General features: G+C 47.6%; 14 protein-coding genes. 10 read left to right on the top strand and 4 right to left on the bottom strand.

Annotated features, from left to right (window positions below; all coding sequences use genetic code 11):
• Positions 1–27: 27 nt before the first annotated feature.
• Together ligD and ku are read right to left on the bottom strand one after the other, a co-directional pair.
• Positions 28–927 (bottom strand): non-homologous end-joining DNA ligase, encoded by a 900-nt coding sequence (gene ligD / locus AC2YIT_RS04400; RefSeq protein ID WP_487278351.1) that lies wholly within the window; start codon positions 925–927, stop codon positions 28–30.
• Positions 924–1,697: a non-homologous end joining protein Ku gene (gene ku / locus AC2YIT_RS04395; protein ID WP_430842048.1), complete on the bottom strand. Its 774-nt coding sequence runs from the start codon at positions 1,695–1,697 to the stop codon at positions 924–926. Before ku ends, ligD begins: the two co-directional genes overlap by 4 nt.
• Positions 1,698–2,282: 585 nt before the next feature.
• Here ku and AC2YIT_RS04390 point away from each other — a divergent pair.
• From AC2YIT_RS04390 to AC2YIT_RS04370, 5 genes are all read left to right on the top strand, one after another.
• Positions 2,283–2,495: a hypothetical protein gene (locus tag AC2YIT_RS04390; protein ID WP_430842050.1), complete on the top strand. Its 213-nt coding sequence runs from the start codon at positions 2,283–2,285 to the stop codon at positions 2,493–2,495.
• 27 nt (positions 2,496–2,522) lie between these two features.
• Entirely contained in the window at positions 2,523–2,717 is a 195-nt protein-coding gene (locus AC2YIT_RS04385) for a hypothetical protein (protein ID WP_430842052.1), read from the top strand.
• 134 nt (positions 2,718–2,851) lie between these two features.
• Positions 2,852–4,081: a multidrug effflux MFS transporter gene (locus tag AC2YIT_RS04380; RefSeq protein ID WP_487278350.1), complete on the top strand. Its 1,230-nt coding sequence runs from the start codon at positions 2,852–2,854 to the stop codon at positions 4,079–4,081.
• Between the two features lie 24 nt (positions 4,082–4,105).
• The gene (locus AC2YIT_RS04375; protein ID WP_430842056.1) at positions 4,106–6,016 is read left to right on the top strand and encodes an AAA domain-containing protein; all 1,911 of its coding nucleotides are present in this window, start codon (positions 4,106–4,108) and stop codon (positions 6,014–6,016) included.
• Positions 6,017–6,112: 96 nt separating this feature from the next.
• Positions 6,113–8,878 (top strand): DUF5686 and carboxypeptidase regulatory-like domain-containing protein, encoded by a 2,766-nt coding sequence (locus AC2YIT_RS04370; protein ID WP_487278349.1) that lies wholly within the window; start codon positions 6,113–6,115, stop codon positions 8,876–8,878.
• Here the strand turns inward: AC2YIT_RS04370 and AC2YIT_RS04365 are convergent.
• The gene (locus AC2YIT_RS04365; RefSeq protein WP_487278348.1) at positions 8,875–9,996 is read right to left on the bottom strand and encodes an ATP-binding protein; all 1,122 of its coding nucleotides are present in this window, start codon (positions 9,994–9,996) and stop codon (positions 8,875–8,877) included. The two genes, AC2YIT_RS04370 and AC2YIT_RS04365, sit on opposite strands and share 4 nt — an antisense overlap.
• A 268-nt stretch (positions 9,997–10,264) precedes the next feature.
• Between AC2YIT_RS04365 and AC2YIT_RS04360 the strand changes: the two genes are divergently transcribed.
• On the top strand, positions 10,265–10,897 hold the full coding sequence (locus AC2YIT_RS04360; RefSeq protein WP_487278347.1) for an NAD(P)-dependent oxidoreductase: 633 nt from the start codon (positions 10,265–10,267) through the stop codon (positions 10,895–10,897).
• 57 nt (positions 10,898–10,954) lie between these two features.
• Here the strand turns inward: AC2YIT_RS04360 and AC2YIT_RS04355 are convergent, their stop codons facing one another.
• Complete coding sequence (locus AC2YIT_RS04355) at positions 10,955–13,930, bottom strand: FAD-binding and (Fe-S)-binding domain-containing protein (RefSeq protein WP_487278346.1); 2,976 nt, start codon at positions 13,928–13,930, stop codon at positions 10,955–10,957.
• 410 nt (positions 13,931–14,340) lie between these two features.
• Between AC2YIT_RS04355 and AC2YIT_RS04350 the strand changes: the two genes are divergently transcribed.
• The 4 genes from AC2YIT_RS04350 (at position 14,341) to AC2YIT_RS04335 (ending at position 22,953) form a co-directional block, all read left to right on the top strand.
• Positions 14,341–17,379 (top strand): SusC/RagA family TonB-linked outer membrane protein, encoded by a 3,039-nt coding sequence (locus AC2YIT_RS04350; RefSeq protein WP_487278345.1) that lies wholly within the window; start codon positions 14,341–14,343, stop codon positions 17,377–17,379.
• Positions 17,380–17,390: 11 nt separating this feature from the next.
• Positions 17,391–18,926 (top strand): RagB/SusD family nutrient uptake outer membrane protein, encoded by a 1,536-nt coding sequence (locus AC2YIT_RS04345; RefSeq protein ID WP_487278344.1) that lies wholly within the window; start codon positions 17,391–17,393, stop codon positions 18,924–18,926.
• A gap of 76 nt (positions 18,927–19,002) precedes the next feature.
• The gene (locus AC2YIT_RS04340) at positions 19,003–19,569 is read left to right on the top strand and encodes a hypothetical protein (protein WP_487278343.1); all 567 of its coding nucleotides are present in this window, start codon (positions 19,003–19,005) and stop codon (positions 19,567–19,569) included.
• 147 nt (positions 19,570–19,716) lie between these two features.
• Positions 19,717–22,953: a VCBS repeat-containing protein gene (locus AC2YIT_RS04335; protein ID WP_487278342.1), complete on the top strand. Its 3,237-nt coding sequence runs from the start codon at positions 19,717–19,719 to the stop codon at positions 22,951–22,953.
• The last annotated feature ends 36 nt before the right edge of the window (positions 22,954–22,989 follow it).

Raw genomic sequence — 22,989 nt, 5'->3', positions numbered from 1 at the left:
AAAATAAGCACACCTTCAAATCATCTCCTAATCCTGCGCGGGTACCGACAATTTTTGCAATACCTTATTGAGGTTGACGCCCTTGCCCAGCACTCCCTTGAACAGGTCACCCTTTTGTTCCAGCCGGTCGAAGATGTTCTTAATCGTAAAGTCCTTTGGGCTCAGACCGTGCTGAACCTCACGCCATTCCAGTGGTGCGGAGACCGTCGCTCCGGGTTTCGGGCGGGCGCTGTACGCACAGGCGAGCGTCTGCCCGATGCGGTTTTGCAGGTAATCGACGTAAATCTGGTTCTTTTTACGTTTCGAAAGCGACCTTTCGAGCGTGGTAATTTGGGGCAGGCGCTCAATTACCATGTGCGCGAGCATTTCGGCAAAGTCACGCGCCTGGTCGTAATCGTATTTCTTGCCGAATGGGATATAAACGTGCATTCCGCTGGCACCGGAGGTTTTGCAAAAGCCTTCGATACCCATTTCGTCGAGGATCTGCCTGATAGTTAATGCCACGTCGATAACGTCGTCGAACGTATTCTTGTCCGATGGGTCGATGTCCATTACCACCCAATCCGGGTTATCGAGTTTGTTGACCGTCGAGTTCCACGGGTTCATTTCTATGCAGCCCAGATTGGCGACGTACAGTAGGCTTTCCACGTCGTTCACAACGTGGTAATTCACCATTTTTCCGGTCGACTCGGCCAGTATTTCAACCGTTTTGATCCAATCCGGCACCGAATCGCCGGCGTCTTTCTGAAAAAAGCCGTTATCCCTGATGCCATTGGGCTGCCGGCGCAGCGATAACGGTCGGTTTTTCATATAAGGTAGAATATACGGCGCGATATTCCGGTAGTAGTCGATGAGTTCGCCTTTCGTAATATGCTCGTCGGGCCAGTAAATTTTCTCGGGGTGGGTGATCTCCGCTTTCTTTTTCATGATGCTTTTCTTTTAGGTGCGGCCAGGCTTTCCTTCAACTGAGCCATCAGGTCACGGCTTTTCGAATGCACGACCTTCATTCTGGTAGCAGCCGGTTTTTTGCCTTTGGCTTTGGCCATAATCAGTTTCAGCAGCTTTTCATTGTAAGTGTCCTTGTAGCGTGTAATGTCGAATTCAGTCGTGAGCTGCTCAATGAGTTGCACAGCCATATTCATTTCGGCAGGTTTGATCTTTACGTCGGGGATATTCAGCTCATCGGGGTCGCGGATTTCTTCGGCGAACCGGATTTTGTTGAGGATCAGCAAATCGTCCTGGGGTTTGATGAGCACGAGGCTCTCTCGGTTCCGCAGGACGTACGTGCCCAACCCGCATTTACCCGTTTTCTTTAAAGCATCGCGCAGCAATGCGTACGGTTTCGCGCCCGATTTTTCGGGTTGGAGATAATAGGGTGTTTCATAGTAAATGCTGTCGATCTCCTTTTCCTCAACAAACTCGGCGATTTCGATGATCTTGGATTTTTCAGGGCTCGCCTTTTCAAAATCAGATTCGTCGAGCACTACATAGTTGTCCTCAACCTTATAGCCACGGACGATGTTTTCCCATTTCACCTCACGGCCTGTATTGGCATTGACGCGCTGGAAATGGATGTTCGCGTGGTCTTTTTTGTCGAGCATATCGAGGTCGAGTTCGCTCGCCTGGACAGCGCTGAAAAGTTTGACGGGGATATTCACCAAGCCGAACCCGATGGCCCCGGACCATATTGCTCTCATAATGCTTACTGATTGAAAATGCGGTAAGAGCAAAATCCGTGCCTTGGCAGCGTGGCAAGTACCGGCAATTCGGAAATCGCGCTTCGGAGAAGCCTCCTGTTTATAGCAAATCTGGATTTAATGCATTTGTCCGGCTCCATCGGAGCCTCCTTTAGTGTCCGCAATACCGTGGTTGTATGCAGGAGGCTCCGAGGGAGCCATGACCTACAATGATTCTATAAACAGTTGGCTTCTTCGAAGCCTGGTGCGTGCTAACTGAAACGATTCTATAATCAGGCAACTTCTCCGAAGCCTGGTACGAAATGCCGATAACGGGTACGATCAAATTGATAACATTTCCTCAAAAACGGACAGCCGGCACATTCTTGATGGGACTATTTCGATAGCTTGTATAAATTTTTTGTAGAAATTTACAAAATGCTTGTAATCAATCGTTTGTATTTCTATATTCCTTGAAAGTTACCACGCAGGCCTCTCCAAGTTATCCTTATACGTTAGTTGTGCCCGGGAATCTGGCATGTCTTTTTAATAGCTGCTTCCCGAAACAATTTCACAACAAGACTAACTCTTAAATCGGATATAACTATGGTAGCGACACTAGGTAACAACCCAGCGAAAAGCTTGAAACCCGGCGCAGTGCTTACCGTTACAGGTGCCAGATCTGAATCGGAAGCGCAGAGAGAAGTGGCTGATTTTCTACAATTAAGTAACCGAACCGACCTTGGCTATTTCCCTATTTCAAAGGACTATTTCCTGCTCTATCTGAAATCGGGAGATTCGATTAGTGGAATTGCATAAGCATTAACTTTTTTCATTTAGAAGGACATGGTACAGAAAGGTACTTTCAAATTGCTTGGGCAAAAGCTCATTAATATTATCATCCATAGAGAAGACGTTCTTAAAATTACTCCCAATAAAAAAGGGCAAGGCTGCATCATTTACCTGAAAAACAAGGTGCCCTATGCGGTAAGCGAAAGCGAAAAAGAGGTGCAGAAGAAACTCAATTGGGTCGCAGCATGATCTCCGGTCTGTTGCCATGAAAATAAAAGCAGGGTCCCGGCACATACCGGGGCCTTTTTTGTGGGCTGTGGCCGAACCCTCCCGCGCCGTTACGTGTTACCCAGACACCGAATTTCTCCACACCACAAAATTTCATGTCCAAAAAGACTTATTTTTTTCTGATCCTCATTCTGGGGAGCCTGACTGCGCTTGGCCCTTTTTCAATCGATATGTACCTGCCGGGGTTTCCGGCTATTGCGCGTGATCTAAATACCACCGCTGCCAAAGTTTCGCAGACATTGTCGGGATATTTTGTCGGAATATCGCTGGGGCAGCTGCTATACGGGCCGTTACTTGACCGGTTCGGGCGGAAGAAGCCGCTGTTTATCGGTTTGGCCGTTTACATTCTGGCATCTGCCGGGTGCGCGGTCGCTACGAGTGTAGAACAACTGATTGTTTTACGCATCATCCAGGCTATTGGCAGTTGTGCAGCGACTGTGGCTTCAGTAGCCATGGTACGCGACCTTTTCCCTGTGAGTGAAAATGCCAAGGTGTTCTCGCTCTTGCTGCTGGTTGTAGGTTTTTCCCCGATGATCGCACCGACCGTCGGGGGTTATGTTACCGACGCATTCGGCTGGCATGCCGTGTTTGTGATATTGACCGTTATGGGCGTAGCCATTTTCGCCGCCACTGCATTATGGCTGCCCGATAGCTACAAGCCCGACAAAACGCTTTCGCTCAAACCGAGGCCGATTATTATGAACTTCCTGGAAGTGCTCCGGGAGCCGCAGTTTTACACCTATTCTATTACCGGTGCCGTAGCATTCGCAGGTTTGTTTGCCTATGTTTCAGGTTCGCCGATCGTGTTCATGGAGGTATTTCACGTGGATGGCAAGGTGTATGGCTGGATTTTCGCGTTCCTGTCTGTTGGTTTTATCGGTTCGGGGCAGGTTAATACGCTCATGTTGAGAAGATTTTCCTCCGAGCAGGTTATCAATGTGGCGTTGATATGCCAGGCTGTGATTGGATTTGCCTTTCTTGCCGCAGCTTTAAACGGGGCATTGACGCTTACTTCCACACTCGTATTTTTGTTCCTTTTCCTTTGCTGTGTGGGTTACACGTACCCGAATGCGGCCGCGCTTTCGCTCGCGCCCTTCACACGTAATGCGGGTAGTGCGTCGGCATTGATGGGCGCATTTCAAATGGGAGCAGGTACATTGATTTCCATTGGGATCAGTCTGTTCGAAGAGCCTTCGATCATTCCGATGGTAGGTGCTATGGCCGGGTCGGCTACGCTGGCGCTGATCGTGCTGGTAGTGGGCAGGCGGTTTATCACCAACAAAGTGGACGTGCAGCAGGGGGCAGATGCCGGTGTGATGCATTAAGCGGCCGGTTTATTTAATTTGTAAATGGATTACTTCAAGCGACTACTCGAATTACTCAAAATAGAAAGGGAAGAAGACAAGCAATCGTACCAGCGATTGATCGAACGTTCTTCCGTCTCCGAACGCCGTGCCGCCGGGTTGGCATGGTACCCGATTGCCATTCGCGGCCAGGAAATGAGCCGCGGTGATTACCTCACCGTAGAAGTGGAACGTACTACGCACCAGGATTTGCCGCACCAACTGCGTTTCGGAATGCCGGCCGTTTTGTTCAGTAATCATGAGCCCAAAAAAGACCGGGTCGAGGGGGTGATCTCGCACCAGGGAGGTAACAGGTTGAAAATCACATTGCGAACCGACGAATTGCCCGAATGGTCACGCGAAGGTAAGCTGGGGATCGACCTGCTTTTCGATGATAATAGTTATGACGAAATGCAGGCCGCATTGAAGGCGGCAGATTCCATTGGTTCGTCGGAAAAAGAGGGGCATTTGATTAAAGTATTGACGGGGGAGAAAGCTCCGGCCTTTGATAAGGACATTTACCCTGTTCACCTCCCGAAATTGAACCCATCGCAGCAGCGCGCCGTTCAGAATATCCTTTCCGCGCAGGAGCTCGCGATCGTGCACGGGCCCCCGGGCACGGGGAAAACCACTACTTTGGTACAGGCGGTCAAGGCATTGGTCAAAAAGGATAACAGGCCTGTTTTGGTGGTCGCGCCGAGCAATACCGCGGTGGATTTGCTGAGTGAGAAGTTGAGCGAGGAAGGCTTGAATGTGCTTCGGGTGGGAAATCCGGTGCGTGTTTCGGAGCGGTTATCGGCGCTGACTTTGGATAACAAAATGTCCTCACATGCGAGTGTGAAGGATATTAAGGCATTGAAAAAGCAGGCCAACGAATACAAAAACATGGCGCATAAGTACAAGCGCCATTTCGGGAAAGCCGAGCGTGACCAGCGGAAGGCATTGTTCGACGAGGCGCATCGCATTATGAAGGACGTCGCGAACATGGAGCAATACATCATCGACGACCTCCTGACCAAAACGCAGGTGGTGACAGCGACGTTGGTGGGATCGAACCATTTCACTGTCCGGAATATGAAGTACCGAACCGTCGTGATCGACGAGGCCGGGCAGGCTTTGGAACCTGCCTGCTGGATCCCGATCCTGAAAGCCGAGAAAGTGGTATTCGCTGGCGACCATTTGCAGCTGCCTCCGACCATTAAATCGGAAGACGCCGCGAAGGGAGGTTTGGCCACTACTTTGCTTGAAAAATGCGTCGCCTTGCACCCCGAATCCGTGGTGCTGCTGGAAGAGCAGTACCGGATGAACGAGGCGATCATGGGTTATTCTTCCAAAGTGTTTTATAATAATCAACTGAAAGCCCACGAATCGGTGGCGAGCCGTGGGCTGTTCGACGGCGAGGCACCGCTGGCGTTTATCGATACCGCCGGGTGTGGTTTTGATGAAAAGATGGAAGGTACGAGCTCGACGAACCCGGAAGAGGCTGCGTTTCTTTTCAGGCATTTGTCGCAACTGGCGATGGAATTTGTGCAGCGTAATGCTAAAACAGAGGATTTTCCCAGTATAGCCATTATTTCGCCTTACAAAGAGCAGATCAATATTCTCAAAGACCAGCTCGCACACGCACCCGATCTGAAACCTTATTTGGATAAAATAGCCGTCAATACCATCGATAGCTTCCAGGGCCAGGAGCGGGATGTGGTGTACATCAGCATGACCCGCAGCAATACCGAAGGGCAGATCGGCTTCCTCGCGGACATTCGCCGGATGAACGTGGCCATGACCCGAGCGCGCAAGAAACTCGTCGTGATCGGCGATAGCGCAACGCTTTCGGTATTGCCTTTTTACGAAGATTTCGTCGCCTATGCCGAAGGGCTGAACGCCTACCAAAGCGCCTGGGAGTTTTCGGATTTGTAACTATGTGATGAGCGGATTTTCTTTTCAAAGCAACCGGATTATCTTTAAAAGCATCTAGCCGATACAAAGACATTCATCCGACTTGCTGAAAACCGTATGCTCAAACAGTACCTGCTCACGTTTTATCTGGTCATCACAACATCCCTTACTGCCTTCGCACAGGCGCCCGCCAGCGGGGTGAAGGGTATTATCAAAACCAAAAAAGGGGAGCCGCTTCCCTTTGCTGCCATCATTGTCAAAGGCACGAGCATCAGCACGATTTCGAATGAGGAAGGCCGTTATCAGCTCGATTTGAAGCCCGGATATTATGAGGTAATCTTTCAATACCTGGGTTACAAAACCGGGCAAAAGGGCTTTACCGTCGAGGATAAAATGCTAACCTTCGACCTGACGATGGAGGAGCAGGCACTCAGCCTGGGCGAAGTGCGCATTGGTGCCCGGGATGAGGACCCGGCGTACACGATTATGCGGAGCGCTATTGCTAAAAGCCGTTACCATTTCCTCCAAGTGGATGCCTACACGGCCAAAGTGTATTCCAAATCGTCGTTTGTAGTCACGGATTTGCCCATGGAGTTCCTCTATAAAAAGGAGTTGAAGGAAATGGAGAAGGAGGCCAATTTCAAAAAGGGCGTTCCGATGCTGAATGAGACGGTCTCAGAGGTCACGTTCCGGCAGCCTAACGTGTACAAACAGCGGGTAATCGCCACGCGCAGCAGCATGGATAAGAACATCGCCGATCCGAATATGTACTTGCTGGCGAGCTTCTATCAGCCGGAAGTGGTGAAAGCTGTTTCGCCGCTCTCGCCGCGTGCATTTGCCTATTATAAATTCGAATACCTGGGCGCATTCCGCGAGAATGGCATTGAAGTGAATAAAATCAAAGTGACACCCCGCAATTGGGGGGAGGGGGTGTACCGTGGCACAATCCAGATCATCGAAGGTGAATGGAGCATTTACAGTCTGGATTTGCAGACGGTGAATACAGGTTTTCGGCTCAATATAAAGCAGGTATACAGCCCCGTGCAGGGTGTCTGGATGCCGGTTAACCAACAGTTTCATGTGGAGGGAGGTATTTATGGTTTCAAGGGGAAAGGTGATTTCGTCATTTCGCAGTCGTTCACGAATGTCAAAATTAACCCTACCTTCAAGCCTGATATTGTCGTGATCGACGACAAGAAATATGCTGAGGAAGCAAGAAAGGTGCGATTGACCGGGCGGGAGATCAAAGCGCAGAATATGGAGCAGATAGTGAGCAGGCAGAAGGAGTTTTCGGCTAAAAACCTGCGAAAAATGATGAAGGAATATGAAAAGCAGGAGCTCAAAGAAAAGAAGAAGAAAGGCCAGGATGTAGACTTGAAAATGAGTCGCGAGGATTCTACGCAGGTGGATTCCATGGCTAATAAACGGAGTATGGCTTTTTGGGATTCCCTCCGGACCGTACCGCTTACCGTATCGGAGGTGAAGAGCTATACACGGCTGGATAGTCTGGTGATTGTGAATGAAGGTTCCGAAAAACAGAAAGATAGCTTAAAAGCGAGCAAGGGTGATACGCTTAAACCGAAGAAAGAGGGTAAATTTGGTGTCGGGGATCTGCTTGCCGGGCATAATTTCCGCTTCGGAAAGGAGAGTCCTTACCGACTGGATTACATCGGGCCATTGCCGGGTGTGCAGGTGAATACGGTAGAGGGACTGGTGCTGAATGGGGCAGGACTGAAGCTGCGGCATTCGGGCGGGCGCAACAAGACTGGTGGTAATGGTGGTGGGAAGTCAGAAGTTGTCAAGAGTGATCAGGAATGGTCACTGGGAGGGTTGACTCGGTATTCGTTTGGGCGCAATAAGCTGCTCGTGACCGGAGTGGGCGATTATAGCTGGGCCCGTAACACTATCAGCGTTTCAGGCGGCCGGGGTATTGCGCAGTTTAATGGAGAGAGCCCGATGCATCCGCTGCTGAACACATTCACGACGCTGTTTCTGGAGCAAAATTTTATTAAAGAGTATCAAAAGGATTTCTTGCGGATCGATTTCAAAAACGGCCGGGAAAATGAGCATTTCGAAATAAAAGCGAGCGTTGAGTACGCGGACCGCTCGGCTTTACCGAACCTCGAAAAGACGTCGCCGTACCGGTGGATCGACTGGAAACGGCGCGAATATACTTCCAACGCTCCCTACAACGTCGAGACGGAGATGGATGCGAAAACTCTGCCTACGCCCATGCGTCCCCACCAGGCATTGACCGTCGGCATTGCGGCTTCCTACAAGCCCTGGCAAAAGTACCGCACCCGCGGTGGCAAGACCTCGTATTATGACGACGATTCGCCGAAACTGTCGGTTGGTTACCGGAAGGGTATCCGCAATGTATTGGGCAGTGATGTCGATTTCGATTTTGTCCGCGTCGGCATTGAGCATGGCTTCGACATCGGTGTCCGAAGCCGCCTGCGTTATAAGCTTGCCGCGGGGAGTTTTCTCAACCGGGACAGTCTGCAGTTTCCCGATTACCAGCATTTTGCAGGCAACCGCTTTTTCTTCCAGTTTGGCGATCCTGTTGGTACATTCCGGATGCTGGATTATTACAAATACAGCACCTCTCATAATTTTTTTGAAGCCCATCTACTCACCGAACTGCGTCAGTTTCTGCTAACCCAAATTCCCTGGTTCCGCATTCTGGGCGTGAAGGAGAACTTCTTGCTGCACTATCTCGCCACGCCGGATTCCGATAATTATGGGGAGCTAGGGTATGGGCTGGATATTGGCATCCGCTTTCCCCTTCGCTTGGAAGTGGTAAATAGTTTTGAAGGGTTTAAGTATAAACATACTGCTTTTCGGATAGGGACTACGATGAATATTAATTGGGGGAGGAATTAGAGAATAAATTCGTCGAAGTTGCCGGGATGGATAATTTTAAACTCGCTGCCGGGATAGGCATTACTGAATGTTTTGGATAAAAAAGCCTTCGCTTTGGAGCTCCACTTGAATTCGTAGGCATGCAGCTTACCATCGATATCTTCCAGATAATCGATTTCATTTTGTTCCTTGGTGCGCCAGTAATATTGATTTGCCCAAATTCCATTGTAGTTGACAAACTTTATTCGTTCCGAAATAATGAAGTTTTCCCATAACGCTCCAATGTCGGTTCTCAGCTCTGGCTGGCTGAAATTGGCGATCAGAGCATTTCTGATACCGTTGTCATAAAAGTAGATTTTTCGACTGCTTTTGAGCTCGTTACGCAAATTTCGACTGAATGAGCTGAGACGAAAAATGATGAAAACCTGTTCGAGCAGGCTAATGTATTTTTCAACTGTCTTATTATCGAGACCGCACATTGTTCCCAGTTCATTGTAAGAAACCTGAGATCCTACCTGGAATGCGAGTGCTTGCAACAGACGCAACAGCTTTTCGGGTTTCTGAATGTTCTCCCAAGTCAATATGTCTTTGTACAAATAGCTATCCGAGAGTTGTTTCAAAATCTCCTTTTCCTCGCCAGGGTTATTGACGATATCAGGATAGTACCCGTAAAGTAGCCGTTGAGGCAGCAGCCTCCGTTCATCAATCAGGCCGTGGTGATTTACCATTTCACCGAACGAAAGCGGGAACATTTGGTACTCCCATTTCCGACCGGTAAGCGGTTCGTTGATTTTATTGGCAAGTTCAAAAGAAGAACTTCCGGTAGCCACCAATTGAACTCCGGGAATATTATCGGTGATCTGTTTTAATTTTACACCAATGTCAGCAATACGCTGAGCTTCGTCGATGACGATGTTTTTCTTTCCGGCAAACAGGTTTTTAAGTCGGGTAGAGGTAGCATTGTCAAACAACGCCCGTACATCCGCTTCGTCACCGTTTAGCCAAAGTGTGTCGTCGGTGTTGCCGAAAAGGCTTTGCAGTAATGTTGTTTTGCCCACCTGCCTGGCACCTGTCAGGATAATGGCTTTGCCGTCATATAACTTTTTTTCAAGTATGGTTTGAAGATTTCGTGTGACCATAGCGGCATTGTGTTTTCTTAAAATAACAACTTTTTGGGAATGTATTCCTAAAAAAATACGACTTTTTGGGAATCTATTCCTAAAAAGTCGTATTTTGAAAAGTTCTAGTTGTATTTTTCAGCTTGTTTCGGCCTGTGACTTACCTTTGCCACATTAAAATCTCCTGATAAAATACCGCTTCAACACAGAATTGAGCCCCGCTCTTCTGTGATCCTCCCGGGCTGTTCGTTCGGGGTAGTTTGCTACATCCAAATTTTATCAGAGAGAAATGGAAAGAATACAAAAAATAGCGGTGATTGGCGGCGGAGGCCGTACAGGTCAATATCTTGTCAATCAACTCCTTGAAAAGGGTTATTCGCTGAAATTGTTACTCAGGCATCCTGAGCGATTTACAATTCAAAGTCCTTTGATTGAAATCGTGCACGGCGACGTACTCAATCCGGTGGCTGTGGACGCACTGCTGGAAGGCTGCGACGCTGTTTTGAACACAGCGGGACAGCGACAGGACGAGCCGCTAGTCGCGAGCCAGGCGAGTATTAATGTACTGAATGCCATAGGCACGCGACCGGTGCGGTATGTTGTGCTGGCTGGACTGAATGTCGATACGCCAACAGACCGGAAGAGTAAAGAAACGGCGAAAGCGACCGAGTGGATGCGTACTACGTTTCCGGCCATTCATAATGATCGCCAGAAATCCTATTCGGTGTTGGCGGAAAGTAGCGTCGAATGGATCATGGTGCGGGTGCCGTACATTGAATTCAATGGAAACCGCGCAGAAGTGAGGGTAAGCGCAACCGATTCGCCCGGATCCAGGATCGACGCCGCGGATATTGCCGGTTTTATGATCGATCAGTTAACAGATGATACCTGGCTGCGGAAAGCGCCGTTTATCTCCAACTAAAAGCAATGGCCGGCAAATTACGTCTGCCGGCCATTTGCTATATGCATTCCAAATATGTTAAACCAATGCATTCCAAAGGATTTCCGCCGGGTGCAGTGCCTTGCGGCCGGTTCCGTCGTGAATCTGGTGGCGGCAGCTGGTACCGGGGGCGGCGATAATCACTTCCTCCGGCTGCTGCCGCACGGTCGGGAAGAGTACGAGCTCACCGATTTGCATGGAAATGTCGAAATGCTCTTTTTCATATCCGAATGAGCCGGCCATACCGCAGCATCCCGATGGAATGAGTTGTACGGTGTAGTTTTCGGGCAGCGAAAGCATTTTTTTCGTCGGTATTACGCTCGAAATGGCTTTTTGCTGACAATGTCCATGCAGCTTGATGAGCCGTTTTTCTTTTGTGAATTGATTTTTCGTAATGTTTTTGAGCTCGATTTCACGGGCTATGAACTCGTCGAACTGCAATGCATTCTGAGCGACCTTTTTCGTGTCTTCCACCAGTTCATCGCTGACCAGATCGGGATATTCGTCGCGGAATGTGAGGATCGCCGACGGTTCGATGCCGACCAGCGGCGTGTCGTGTGAGATAAGGTCTTTCAGCATGCGGATATTCTCTTCGGCGATTTTCTTTGCGTCTCTCAGCAAGCCTTTGGATAGCTGCGGCCGCCCGGAAGGCCCATGATTTGGGATAGTTACCTCATAACCGAGCTTTTCCAATGCGAGAATAGCCGTTTTGCCAATTTCTACATCATTATAATTGGTAAACTCATCGCAGAAAAGGTAGACTTTCCGCTCCGATTTTGGAGCGCTTTTCTTCCGTTGGTCATACCATTTTTTCAATGTCGTGCTGTGCAGCAGCGGCATGGTGCGTTCGGGGTGGAAACCTACGATCGTATTTGCAATTTTACGGAGTGGCGCATTCTTGAAAATCAGGTTGTATGCCCATGGAACGTAGCTGGCGAGGCCGGTCATTTTGGAGAAGTTGCCAACGAGCCATGAGCGCAGGGGGATACCGTTGGCGTCATGATATTGCTGTAAAAACTCCATTTTCAGTTTCGCAACGTCCACATTCGAAGGACATTCTCCTTTGCAGCCCTTGCAAGCGAGGCAGAGGTCGTAGACTTCCTTGATCTCCTTGTTGTCGAAACGGTTCTCCTTAGGTGAGCGCGTGAGCATCTCACGCAGGATGTTCGCACGGGCGCGGGTGGTGTCCTTTTCGTTGCGCGTTGCCATGAAGCTCGGACACATGGTGCCGCCGCTCAAATGCGTTTTCCGGCAGTCGCCAGAGCCATTACATTGCTCGGCGTGTTGCAGGATATCCTGGTCGTAGAAACGAAAGTTCGTTTTGAATGCGGGCGTTTTCTGATCGGCCTCGTACCGGAGAAACGTGTCCATCGGCGCTGTGTCGACGATCTTGCCCGGGTTGAAAATGTTGTTGGGGTCCCAGGTTTTCTTGATGTCCTTGAAAAGCTGGTAGTTATGCTGGCCCACCATTTTAGGGATAAACTCCCCGCGTAGGCGGCCGTCGCCATGTTCGCCGGAGAGCGAGCCATCATATTTCTTCACCAAATCCGCAATCTCTTCCGCAATCATCCTGAACTGGCGGTGTCCTTCACTGGTTTTGAGGTTGATAATCGGCCTCAAATGCAGTTCTCCCGAGCCTGCGTGCGCATAATGCACCGCCGACATCCCGTGTTTTTTCAATATCTCGTTGAATTCACGGATATATTCGGGCTGATCGTAGACGTCGATCGCCGTGTCTTCGATTACGGCAACCGCCTTTTCGTCGCCGGGGATATTGCCCAGCAAGCCCAGCCCGGCTTTCCGCAGCGTCCATATCTTTTTGGTATCATCACCGAACAGTAACGGATAGTGAAAGCCAATACCTGCTGCTCTGAATTCTTTTTCCAGATCGGCAGCCAGCTGTTCCACTTCCTCCTTTGTCTCGCGGGAAAGGTCTACGACCAGGATCGCGGGAAACTTTCCGTCAGGCTTGTTCTTGACGAAGAATGCATTTTTCCGCTGTTCCACGTTGGTAGCGGCGCATTCCAGGACATATTCATCGATCAGTTCCACTGCCTGCGGGCCGTATTTGAGTGTTAGGATGGTCGCCCGTAACGCCTCGTCGATCGTGTCGCAATGCACGCACACGAGGCCCTGCGTTTTCGGTGGCAGCGGCACCAGGTTCACCTTAATTTCCGTAAGAAAACACAGTGTACCTTCCGACCCGGCGATCAGACTGCACATATTAAATGGCTTGTCGGCACCTGTGCCCGTCGTGTAAGGCTCCATGTTCAGGAGCATGTCGAGGGCATAACCTGTATTACGGCGCTCTACCGAAGGCTTAGGGAAGTTTTTCCGGATCTCGGCCTGGTTTTCCGGCGAGTTCAGGATGGCATCCGTTTTGAGGTATATTTTATCCAGGAGCGAAGCGCTGCCGTTTTTCTGGCGGGCATCGCTCAGGAGCGACTGCAATTCGCTGCTACTCACCTTCTTGAACTCCGCATCGCTGCCGTCAGCCAGTATCGCCTTTACTTCCAGCAAATGCTCGCGCGTGCTTCCGTATACGATCGAGTTAGAACCGCACGAATTGTTTCCAACCATCCCGCCGATCATCGCACGGTTGGCGGTGGAGGTTTCAGGCCCAAAATACAGTCCATAGGGTTTGAGGGCCATGTTCAGCTCGTCGCGCACGACGCCCGGCTGCACGCGTACCCAGCGTTCCTCCGCGTTTATTTCAAGGATCTTATTGAAATTTTTCGAAACGTCTACTATTATACCGTTACCTACTACCTGGCCCGCGAGCGAGGTGCCTGCAGTACGGGGAACCAGCGAAACTTTCTTTTCCGTGGCATACGAGATGAGGGTCTTGAGATCGCCGATCGATTGAGGGATAGCGACGGCAAGCGGCATTTCACGATAGGCAGATGCGTCGGTTGCATATAACGTCCGCATGGTATTGTCGTAGAAGAGGTCACCCTCGAGGCTTTGTGCAAGCAAACTCAGATCTGCATCTGATATTGGAGACGGGGATGTCATAAATGCAATTAACTGGAAAAATAACGGACTCAAAGTTACGCACAACCGTGAAGGAAGTCCAGCAAAATGTTGGCTAAGTGGCGTGAAGCGGTTAAATCGGAATTAAAAATAGCTGCATATGTGCCTGTATTTGTACTTCTCAAATACTTAATTTGGACTTAAAACAGATATGTAACTATTGTTCGAAATTAAATCATTTTCGGGGTGGATATCTGCTTGGTTTGTATTGCATTATCCGAGCATTTTATATTATTTTGTACAAGTGGCGATGTTTATTTTATATTATTTCAAACAAAAGTTCAGTAAAAGTACCTTTTGAGGCTTCTAAGAGGATTTACCGAGCTAAAAATGGAAGTGATGTCAAAATAATACAAAGCGGCTAGCAATCTGACCTAATTAATATCTAACCTATGATGAATTTATCCTTTCATGTACTTCGTCAGCATGAGCTCCCGGGTGTACGTATCCCCCGCGGCAAGACAAGACCATTCTATTTCAATGTCGGAATTTTTGCCTTGCTGTTCGCCATAGTGGGTATCGGCGGAAAAGTGCTGGCACAGGACGTAAATGTGTCCGGCAAAGTTACTGACGCAAAAACCGGAGGTATTCCCGGTGTGACAATTACGGTAAAGGGAACCACAAAAGGTACCAATACTGACGTAGAAGGAAACTACCAGATCAGCGTTCCCGGCAATGCAACCCTCACTTTCAGCGCTATTGGCTACGAAACGAAGGATGTGCAGGTAGGCAACAAATCGGTGGTGGACGTGGTGCTTTCGGAAGACGTGAAAGCGTTGGAGGAAGTTGTGGTGGTTGGGTACGGAACTGTGAAGAAGAAAGATGCGACCGGTGCGGTTTCGGCATTGGGTTCGAAAGACTTTCAGAAAGGTATCGTGACATCTCCTGAACAACTGATGCAGGGGCGCGTGGCCGGGGTGCAGATATCCCAGTCAAGCGGAGAGCCGGGCGGGGGGATCAACGTCAGGATTCGGGGAACGACATCCGTGCGCGGAGGAAACAATCCGCTGTTCGTGATAGATGGTGTCCCTTTGAGCGGAGATGATGTTTCGGGAGGTGGAGATGCAGCAGGGGTTGGACGGCAGGCTGCCAAAAACCCGCTGAATTTTCTGAATCCAGACGATATTGCAAGTATAGACATTCTCAAGGATGCGTCGGCCACAGCGATTTATGGTTCGAGAGGAGCAAACGGGGTTGTACTTATAACAACCAAAAAAGGTAAAGGTAAAGGGACGCTGGATTATGGCTACTCTCTGGGAGTAAGTACAATAACCAAAAAATATGATTTGCTTTCTGCCGAGGAATACGTGGCTGCGGGCGGTCAAAACGCGGGGGGGGCAACCGATTGGCAGAAGGAACTGCTAAGGACTGCATTCACTAATCAGCATAATCTTTCTTACGGAGGGGGAGATGCGAGTGGAAACTACCGTTTTTCTCTTGGCTACTTCAACCAGAACGGGATAATTGAGAAGTCAGGGATTAAAAGATATAGTATAGGATTTAACGGTACAAAAAAATTTATTCAGGATCGTCTTACGATTGGGAGTAATCTTAATTTGGCAAATACGCAGGACAAGGGAGTTCCCATCTCTGAAAATTCCGGATTTACGGGGGATCTGCTCGGAGGGATGATCAAAACGAATCCCACGAATCCCATCATGAAGGATGGTAAATATTACCAGCCCGGCCAGACAGAACCGAACCCATTGGCGTTCCTGAATATGTCCAGGGATAACACCAATACTTTGCGTGCGTTGGGCAACATTAACGCGGAACTTGAAATCGTGAAAGGATTGAAATTCAAAACGGTTCTAGGTTTCGATCAATCATTTTCCAGCAGGAAATCAGCGTATTCGAGAGACTTGATTATTGAAGGAAACGCGGGTAAGGGTCGTGCTTATGTGCGGGATATAGAAACAAACAACAGATTGTGGGAAAACTACTTTACTTACGATAAGGAATTTGGTTCGATGTCTTTGAATGCACTGGCAGGATATTCTTACCAGAGTTTCGAGAAGGCAACCAAGAATGTTGCGGCGTATAATTTTCAAACCAGTGACCTGGATTTGATGATTAATAACCTTGCTTCTGTTGTCAGCGGGAAAGACGGAACACTTATCCAAAATTCATCGTCAACCAAGGATGAACTGCAATCTTACTTTGGACGTGTCAACTTGGGTTTCAGTAATAAATATTTGTTTACCGGTACACTTCGTGTAGACGGCTCCACCAAGTTCGGGGGAAATAATAAATACGGTTACTTCCCATCAGGAGCCTTTAAATGGAAGTTGATAGAGGAGAGTTTCGCACCCAAAGAGGTATTCACCGACTTGGCGTTGCGAGTTGGTTATGGCATAACAGGTAATCAGGAGATTCCTCATAACTTGTATGACCTGAGAAAGCGATACGGAGATTGGTCATTTAATACGAGTGGCGACATCAATGGTGGTGGGGTTAATGATGTTTCGTTCAGAAATCCTGACTTGAAATGGGAAACTACCAAAGCACTTAATATAGGTCTCGACTTTGCGGTTCTGAAAAGCAGATTGTCCGGAAGTATCGATTTTTATGAAAAGCATACAAGTGATCTCCTATTTAAAGTTGTTGCAGCTCAGCCGGCGTCTACTCCATTTACATGGTCCAATCTTGATACGGATATCCTCAATAGGGGAGTAGAACTGAGCCTTAACGCGGCGGTCGTGGATCAAAAGGATTTTTCCTGGGAAGTTCTATTTAATGTTGCTTACAATAAGAACCTTGTGAAGAACCTTAAGGGTACCTACGATACAGGTGAGATTAACGGACAAGGGCTTTCGGGCGCATTTGCCCAACGCATCGCGGAAGGTCAGCCGCTGTTCGCTTTCTTCGTCAGAGACTTTGTAGGCTTTGACGAGAATGGGATCAATATCGTTCCTCCCTCGGGCGATGTTCAAAAATTTCAAAATGGAAAAAGCCCCCTGCCGAAAGTTACTGGTGGTTTGACTAATAATTTGAGATATAAGAACTTCGACTTAAGTCTGTTTTTCAACGGCGTGTTCGGCAACTATATTTATTCCAATACTGCCAATGCCTTTTTCACTGCCGGTTCATTCCAAGGTGGACGTAATGTGACGAAAGATGTGATAGGAAATGGAGAGAGCGGTTCAAATAATCCCGATGTGTCAACACGTTTCTTGGAAAAAGGGGACTTTGTTCGGTTGCAAAACCTGACGCTGGGGTATCGATTGCCAGCGTTGTCGGGAAACAAAATTTTCTCAAGCCTAAGATTGTATATTACGGGTCAGAATTTACTGGTATTTACTAAATACAGTGGGCAGGACCCGGAAGTAAGCACAAACAAACAGTTGAATGACATTCCTTCCTTTGGAATCGATTACACTTCCTATCCAAGGGCCAGAACGTGGACTATTGGTGCTAACATCTCATTTTAATGTCAGTTCTTATGAAAAGTAAAAAATATAGATTAGTACTTGCCGGCATTGCAGCCCTGTCTTTTGCCTCTTGCACCGATTTGGTTACGGAAGAAAAAGATTCCATTCTCCAAGCAACCGGGGCCGGTTTTACTCCCGGTGATCCTGCGATTTTGTTGGTGTCTGCTTACAAGGATCTTGGTACGTATCCCGACCAAAATAACATCTATGCGCTTGGCGAGCACACGTCGGCAGAGATGATCCCGCCGACCCGGGGAGTCGACTGGGGAGATAACGGGGTATGGAGGACGTTGGATTCTCACTCGTGGGACGCTACTCACCAGGCGATCAGAGAATCTTGGAATTTGCTTAACCAGCGTGCTTACAAGGCAACTGAAATTATAGCATCAAATCCCACACCGGCTCAGGCGGCTGAGGCTAAATTTTTGAGGGCGTTTCACATGTTTCATGTTATGGATTTCTGGGGACAAGTTCCATTCAGAAATGTAACGGATGGAGTAGATGTGAATCCCAAAGTAATGACGCGGTCGGAAGCATTCGATTTTATCGTTAAGGATCTGGAAGAAGCGCTTCCCAATTTGTCGAAGCGAGGTCCGTCTGCCACAAATGGCGTTGCGTCGAAGGCTGCTGCAAATACACTGCTGGCCAGGCTGTATCTTAATAAAGCAGTGTACAAATCGGCGAAACCTGAGGGGCCATATGCTTTCGATAAAGCGGATATGGAAAAAGTAATCAAGTATGCCGACGCCGTTACGGCAGATGGCTATGCTCTCGAAAAGGATTATTTCAATAACTTTTCAAAAACGGCGGCTTCGGAAGTGATTTTCGTGAGTATCGAAGGTACACCGGAAAACCGTTGGATGATGACACTGCATTACAGCCAGGATCCCAGCGGATGGAACGGGTTTACGACGCTCGCGGACTTCTATGATAAATTTGAGGATGGCGATGTCCGGAAAGGTGTAAAGCCGACGGAGGATGGTTCTCAGTATTCATGGCTTGGAAAAGGGTTTTTGATCGGTCAACAAAGGGGGCCTGTTAAAGACGCCGACGGTGTTTATGTGAAAGATGCTGCTGGCAAGATAAAAATCCAGGATGTGATCGATACCAGATCGCAAAAACCGTTGGTGTTTACAAGAGATGTTCCTTTAACTGGCGCAGCCACGGAAAAAGGTATTCGTGTAATTAAATATCACCCGGCAACTGCGGGCGAATACGTTTTGCTCCGCTATGCAGAAGTATATCTCGCGAAGGCGGAAGCGATGTTCAGAAGCGGTGATGTTGCCGGAGCGTTGAAATTGATTAACGAACTGAGAACTGCGAGAGGTGCAAAAGCTTTGACTACTTTGACGTTAGACGGTCTTTTTGATGAAATCGGAAGAGAGATGTACTGGGAGGGTGGCAAAAGAACAGTCGAAATTAGATTTGAAAAGTATATTAATGGTGAAGGGGCTATCGTAAAGGAGCCGCACACAGTGCTTTTCCCGATCCCATCTACCGCCATTATCTCAAACCCGAATTTTACTCAGAATCCAGGTTATAACTAGGATAGTAAGCTGGTCAGGTTAATAAATAAGAAGCAAAAATACTCTCTGTGAGTATTTTTGCTTTCATTTTTTATATATGAGGATTCAGTTATTAAGTCTTTGCATTTTTATTGCCTTTATTGCTTCATGCTCTGGTAATGTTGGGAGCGCGCCTGACGAGAAGCAAGTATTAGGTACTTTGAAAGGAAATCAGGCGAAGGTTTCTATTCAAATCGGTGGAAAGTGGTTTTATTCCAATGAGAGCTTGTTCGGCGGAAACATTCAAGTAGAAAGAGATCGGTTTAGTCTCAATATCTCCGATCAGTTTGAAGGGCAAATCATGCTTGGTTTTTATGCCCCGCAGTGGTACAAGCAATTTCCGATGAAATATGAAGTATTGGAGGCTAACCGGAATGATTGCCGCTTCATGATTGGTAGAATTATTGACAAACAAAACAGAATTGGTGAGGGTTATTTGATGTCGAGCGGGACAATTGAAATTACGGAGCTGACCAAAGATGGGCTGATTATGAAGATTAACGGAAAGTGCGGAAAGTACAATGGATTCGAGCTTGATAGGAATCTTATGGATATTAGCGGCTCAATCGTATTTAAACAACCAAATGTTTTGTTCCTCGACATGAAATGGGAGGACTTTCAGTAATTCAGGTTTTCAACAGTATTTGTTGTTTTTTTAATGATATTTCATTCTCTGATGCATCCGTTGAGTAAATTTTTTGTTCGACTGTTCCTGCCGATCTCACTGACATTAGTTTCATGTAAAGAAAAAAATGATCAAGTACTTTTTGAATTGGTCCCGAAGTCTGATACGGGAATCGATTTTGAAAACTCCGTCGAGGATTCTGAGGAAGTAAATATTTTCAATTATCGCAATTTTTACAACGGGGGAGGGGTGGCTGTCGGTGATATTAATAACGATGGCCTACAAGATATTTACTTTACAGCAAATATGGGCGAGAATAAGCTCTATCTGAATAAAGGAGGCTGGAAATTTGAAGATATTACCGAGAAGGCAGGTGTTGCGGAGCCATCAAAATGGAGTACAGGTGTTGTAATGGTGGATGTTAATGCGGATGGTTTGCTTGATATTTATGTTTGTAATGCAGGTTACCGCAAATTTGTTAACCAACAAGGGAATGCGCTTTATATTAATAATGGCGATTTGACTTTTACTGAGTGCGCGGAGAAGTACGGACTTAATGAAACCGGTTATACAACACATGCAGCCTTTTTTGACTATGATTTGGATGGAGACTTAGATGCCTACATTTTGAACAATAGTTTTATTCCGGTGAATACTCTCAACTATGCCAATAATCGAGCCTTGAGGGCGAAGGATTGGCCTGTAAAAGATTATCTGAAAGGCGGAGGTGATAAGCTACTACGCAACGACAATGGAAACTTTACGGACGTAAGTGAAGAAGCGGGAATATATGGTAGCCTGATTGGTTTCGGACTGGGTGTAACTGTGGGTGATATAAATGGGGATAATTATCCTGATATATACATTTCCAATGATTTTTTTGAAAGAGACTATTTATACATTAATCAAAAGAACGGGACATTTTCGGAAGAACTGGAAAAAAGGATTAAACATACGAGCATGGCGTCCATGGGAGCGGATATGGCCGATATCAATAACGATGGCTATCCCGAGATTTTTGTTACGGATATGCTTCCGCTGGATGAATACAGGCTTAGAACCACTACGTCTTTTGAAAACCATTATATCCTGAATTTAAAAAAGGAGAAGGGGTTTCATAACCAATTCATGCAAAATAGCCTGCAATTCAATAACCAGGACGGGACATTCAGCGAAATTGCTCATTACTCAGGACTGGCTGCAAGCGATTGGAGCTGGGGTGCATTGATGTTTGATGCCGATAATGACTCCAAAACTGACATATTCGTAAGTAATGGAATTTTACATGATGTAATTGATCAGGACTTTATCGATTTTTTTGCAAATGAAGTAACTCAAAAAATGGTGTTATCCGGCGAGCGGCAACAAATGCAGAACATCATCGATAGAATGCCCTCCACTCCGATTGCGAACAATTTTTTTCATAACGAGGGAAATCTGCGATTTAAGGAAAGAGCAGAAGAATTTGGTTTTGGTACAAAGTCTTTTTCCAATGGTGCTGCGTATGCAGATCTTGACAATGATGGAGATCTTGATCTCGTGGTGAATAATGTGAATCAGACGTGTTTTGTTTATCGGAATAAGTCTGAAACTAAAAAGAAAAATCATCATTACATTAAATTCAAGCTTAGCGGAGAAGGGAAAAATACGTATGCGATCGGTTCAAAAATTGAAGTGTACGCCGGGCACCAGATTTTTAGCAAGCAGCTGAACCCTGCACGTGGTTTCCAGTCAAGTACCGAATATCCGCTGACTATTGGTTTAGGACAAATTAATGTGGTGGACTCTGTTCGCGTCGTCTGGCCTGATCGGAAAACTACTCGTAAGGTTAGTCTGTCGGTGGATACAACATATGCCTTTTCAATTAAAGATGCATCACTTGGATCCGGAATGCCACCCGTTTTTCGGCCATTATTGCTCACCAATGTTGCGGAACTAGGGCTTCTGCCACACCAGGAAAATCGCTACGAGGATTTTTATAATGAGCGGAATATCCCCGTTATGCTGTCGCAGGAGGGCCCGAAGGCGGCAATTGGTGATGTGAATGGCGACGGACTGGATGATATTTATGTGTGCGGTGGTAAAGGCCAGGGTGGGCAATTGTATTTCCAAAAAGGGGGGCAGTTTATAAAATCACCGCAAAAGGTATTCAGCGACCTGGCCGGATTTGAGGACACTGCCGCGTTGTTTTTCGATGCGGATGGCGATGGCGACCGTGATCTCGTGGTCGGAAGCGGAGGCAATGAAAGCCTTGTGTCAAGCCCCGACCTACCCACACGCCTGTACCTGAACGACGGAAAAGGTAATTTTACGCTTAATAACCGCGCATTACCGCCTAATGCGATGAACACGGCGGTAATCGTCGCCGAAGACTACGACCGCGACGGTGATATCGATTTGTTTGTCGGCAGTCGGAGCGTCCCGCGTGAATATGGTTCCAGTCCCCGGAGCTACATTTATCAGAACGATGGGAATGGTGTTTTTAAAGAAGTAGCAAAAGCGATCGCGCCTGAACTGGCCAAAGTGGGAATGGTGCGCGACGCAGCATGGGTCGATGTCGATGGAGACGGACAGAAGGAACTGGTGGTAGTAGGCGACTGGATGGCGCCTGCGGCATTCAAGTTTTCAAACGGTGCATTTAAGAAGATTGCCACTGGCCTTGAAGGTTATTCGGGCTTCTGGGGCGCGCTCAAAACGGGTGATTTCAACGGCGATGGTTACCAGGATCTGGTCCTGGGCAACATAGGTGAGAACTTTTCACTCAAAGCGAACGCGGATGCGCCCCTGAAAATCTGGATTAACGACTTTAACAAAAATGGTACGATCGAGAAAGTCATTTCCAAAACGGTCGATTCCAAAGACCTGCCTGTGTTACTGAAACGTGAAATGACTACCCAGTTTCCGTTTCTGAAAAAGAAGAGCATTAAACATTCGGAGTACGCAGTGCTCACTGTGCAAGAACTTTTCCCGGCAGATCTGCTGAAATCAGCGGTGGAAAAATCGGTGACTTACCTGCAATCTGCCGTCGCAATGAATAATGGCAAGGGGCAGTTTAAGCTCGTTGCATTGCCTTATATGGCGCAGTTTTCGTGCCTGAATGCGATTCAAAGCGAAGATGTAAACCATGATGGTAAGCCTGACCTCATTGTGGGGGGCAATTTCACGCATTTTATTCCGCAGCTTGGAAGCCTCGATGCATGCCGGGGCAATGTGCTGATCAACAAGGGCAATATGCAATTCGAGGTTTTACAGGCCGTTCAGAGCGGTTACGCACTGGATGGCGAAGTGAAGCAAATCAGCCCGATCCGAATCGCGGGACAGCCTTACCTCATTAATCTTGTCAACAATGCCGCGCCGGTTTTATTTAAAATCAACAAACTGTAATTCGTTTTGCTGAATCCTCATTCATTTGATTCGATA

The sequence above is a fragment of the Dyadobacter sp. SRI_021 genome (assembly GCF_057586235.1).
This window is presented reverse-complemented; position numbering and strand designations above follow the sequence as displayed.

Coding starts and splice junctions, on each gene's coding strand:
- ligD (WP_487278351.1), bottom strand. CDS start 927: ATGAAAAAGAAAGCGGAGATCACCCACCCCGAGAAAATTTACTGGCCC.
- ku (WP_430842048.1), bottom strand. CDS start 1,697: ATGAGAGCAATATGGTCCGGGGCCATCGGGTTCGGCTTGGTGAATATC.
- AC2YIT_RS04390 (WP_430842050.1), top strand. CDS start 2,283: ATGGTAGCGACACTAGGTAACAACCCAGCGAAAAGCTTGAAACCCGGC.
- AC2YIT_RS04385 (WP_430842052.1), top strand. CDS start 2,523: ATGGTACAGAAAGGTACTTTCAAATTGCTTGGGCAAAAGCTCATTAAT.
- AC2YIT_RS04380 (WP_487278350.1), top strand. CDS start 2,852: ATGTCCAAAAAGACTTATTTTTTTCTGATCCTCATTCTGGGGAGCCTG.
- AC2YIT_RS04375 (WP_430842056.1), top strand. CDS start 4,106: ATGGATTACTTCAAGCGACTACTCGAATTACTCAAAATAGAAAGGGAA.
- AC2YIT_RS04370 (WP_487278349.1), top strand. CDS start 6,113: ATGCTCAAACAGTACCTGCTCACGTTTTATCTGGTCATCACAACATCC.
- AC2YIT_RS04365 (WP_487278348.1), bottom strand. CDS start 9,996: ATGGTCACACGAAATCTTCAAACCATACTTGAAAAAAAGTTATATGAC.
- AC2YIT_RS04360 (WP_487278347.1), top strand. CDS start 10,265: ATGGAAAGAATACAAAAAATAGCGGTGATTGGCGGCGGAGGCCGTACA.
- AC2YIT_RS04355 (WP_487278346.1), bottom strand. CDS start 13,930: ATGACATCCCCGTCTCCAATATCAGATGCAGATCTGAGTTTGCTTGCA.
- AC2YIT_RS04350 (WP_487278345.1), top strand. CDS start 14,341: ATGATGAATTTATCCTTTCATGTACTTCGTCAGCATGAGCTCCCGGGT.
- AC2YIT_RS04345 (WP_487278344.1), top strand. CDS start 17,391: ATGAAAAGTAAAAAATATAGATTAGTACTTGCCGGCATTGCAGCCCTG.
- AC2YIT_RS04340 (WP_487278343.1), top strand. CDS start 19,003: ATGAGGATTCAGTTATTAAGTCTTTGCATTTTTATTGCCTTTATTGCT.